Genomic DNA, 2379 nt, shown 5'->3' on the forward strand with positions numbered 1-2379 from the left:
CCATCGAGGACGTTCCTCCAGCCTGCTCTTGTCGATTTCGTTCGCCGGATTGCGCCGGCTCGCAGTGGATTGGCGCGGCTGTGGCACAAAGTCAAAGAAATTTTCGACGATTTGTCGGATTTAGTAGATTTAATTGGCGAGACGGCAGGAACCTTCTCTGTTATCTCACTCTTGCCATTTGTATTTTTTCCGAAACACAGTCGGCAAGAACGAGGCGAGGAACAGGCGCATGGGATTGGATGTCACGGGTCGGTATCGCTATCCGCCACCAGACCCGACGTGGCTAGCGCTGTGCGACGAAGCGGTGCTCGAACCCGAGCTGCAAATCGTCGATGCCCACCATCATCTGTGGACTGAGGGTGGCCACCCCTATCTGCTCGACGCGCTCACCGATGATCTCGCCAGTGGCCATGATGTGGTCGCGACTGTGTTCGTTGAGGCGCATTACAGTTATCGGACCGCCGGCCCGGAAGCGCTCCGCCCGGTTGGCGAAACCGACCGCGTCGAAGCGATTCGGGCCGACGCAAGAGCTCGAGGGCTTGATGTTGCGGCGGCGATCGTCGGCTTCGCCGACCTCACGCGTGGGGAAGCGGTCGCAGAAGTACTCGACGCCCACGCTGCGGCGTCGCCCGCTTTTCGTGGTGTCCGCCATAGCGTTTCCCGCGACGAGGCCTTTCCCGACGGAATTGTCCTTCGCCCCGCTCCCGCCGGGCTGCTCAACTCACCAGCGTACCGCGCGGGCCTTCGCGAAGTCGCGCGGGGCGGCCTCAGCTACGACGCGATGCTTTATCACGTTCAGCTCGATGAGTTGGTCGAAACCGCACGCGCGCTGCCCGACCTGCCAATCATTCTTAACCATTTTGGCTGCGTTCTGGGTGTCGGTCCCCATGCCACAGATCGCGACGAGCTGCTCGCGCGCTGGCGCGCCGACATGCGTCGCCTCGCGGACTGTCCCAACGTTACGGTCAAGCTTGGCGGCCTCGGGATGATCGTGTGCGGGGCGCAGTGGCATCTCGCCGATCGTCCTCCCTCTTCCCGCGCACTGGCGGAGGCATGGCGCCCGCTGTTTGACCCCTGCATCGACTTGTTCGGTCCTGAGCGATGCATGGTCGAAAGCAATTTCCCGGTCGACAAGGCGATGTGGAGCTATCGCACCTTGTGGAACGCGTTCAAATTGCTCTCAATTGACCTCTCGGTCGACGAGCGCGCTGCGCTGTTCGAGGCAACGGCCCGCCGCGTCTATCGGATCGCGGCCCAGTGAATCTGTCCGCGCACTTGCTCGCGCGCGCCGCCGCGCAATTCGGCCGCGTGCTTGACGGGATCGAGCTTGCCATCGTCGACGCATCAGGGCGCGAAGTCTCGGATGGGGAAATCGGCGAGATCACCGTGCGCGGGCCCAATGTCATGGCCGGATATTACGAAGCGCCCGCCGATACCGCTCACGGCGGCCAGAACATCTATCCCGCCGATATCGAAGAGATTGTCTTCACTTGCGAGGCGGTCGACGAGGCAGCGGTGGTGGCGCACAAGGACGCGGAACTGGGCGCGGTGCCAGTGGCGTTCGTTGCGCCAAAGCTCGGCAACCGGATCGCACTCGCCGAGCTGCTTGAATGCTGCCACGCGAACCTTGCCCCGTTCAAGCTGCCGGTCGAGATCAAAGTCCTTCACCGACTGCCCAAGGGCCCGACCGGCAAGATACCGCGCCGCGAATTGCGCGACCATCCGGGTGGATTGGCGTGAGCGATCCCGTCCAGCACGCGTACCGTTCCGGGCCGCTGACACTTTGCTACTGGCAATGGGGAGCCGACGAGAAGCCGCGGCTGCTTTTGATTCATGGCGGCCGCGACCAGTCGCGCAGCTTCGACGATCTCGCCGCGCGCTTTGCCGCCGACTATCGGGTCATCGCCCCCGACCTGCGCGGGCACGGCGACAGCGACTGGTCGAACGAAGCCCATTACACATTATCTGACTTCGTCGCCGATCTCATCCTGCTCGTCGACCAGATCGAGGGCGGCCCGATCGATGTCATTGGCCATTCGCTCGGCGGCAATCTGGCGCTGCGCATTGCCGCCATCATGCCCGAGCGGATTCGGCGGCTGGTCGCGATCGAGAGCCTCGAGCTGCCGCTGACCCGTAATTCGCCCATCGACGGTATCCCGCTCGCTGACCGGTGGCGCGCGTGGCTGACGGAGCGGCGATCCGATCCGGCACGGGTGCGGCGTGTGTACCCCACGCTTGCCGCCGCAGCTGACCGTATCGCGCGCGCGTTTCCCCAGCTCGATCACCAACTGGTAAACCATCTCGCCGCCCATTCGACCCGTTGCGTACCGAACGGCCTGGTCTGGAAATATGATGATCGCGCCCTTACCCGCCCGCCAG

At 63.6% G+C, this 2379-nt stretch carries 3 protein-coding genes; all 3 read left to right on the plus strand.

Annotated elements, in window-relative coordinates; translation table 11 throughout:
- The first annotated feature begins 229 nt into the window (after positions 1–229).
- Complete coding sequence (locus Q0R27_RS09245) at positions 230–1261, plus strand: amidohydrolase family protein (RefSeq protein WP_293943625.1); 1032 nt, start codon at positions 230–232, stop codon at positions 1259–1261.
- Positions 1258–1740, plus strand: coding sequence for an AMP-binding protein (locus tag Q0R27_RS09250; protein ID WP_293943627.1), 483 nt, complete (start codon positions 1258–1260; stop codon positions 1738–1740). Before Q0R27_RS09245 ends, Q0R27_RS09250 begins: the two co-directional genes overlap by 4 nt.
- Positions 1737–2379 (plus strand): alpha/beta hydrolase (locus Q0R27_RS09255; protein WP_293943629.1); only part of this gene is annotated, 643 nt, incomplete at its 3' end. The genes Q0R27_RS09250 and Q0R27_RS09255, both read left to right, overlap by 4 nt.

Source organism: Sphingomonas sp., from assembly GCF_025362505.1.
Classification (GTDB): Bacteria; Pseudomonadota; Alphaproteobacteria; order Sphingomonadales; family Sphingomonadaceae; genus Sphingomicrobium.

What these genes read in the sequence shown, in the direction of transcription:
- Q0R27_RS09245 (WP_293943625.1), top strand. Translation starts at nt 230, where the DNA reads ATGGGATTGGATGTCACGGGTCGGTATCGCTATCCGCCACCAGACCCG.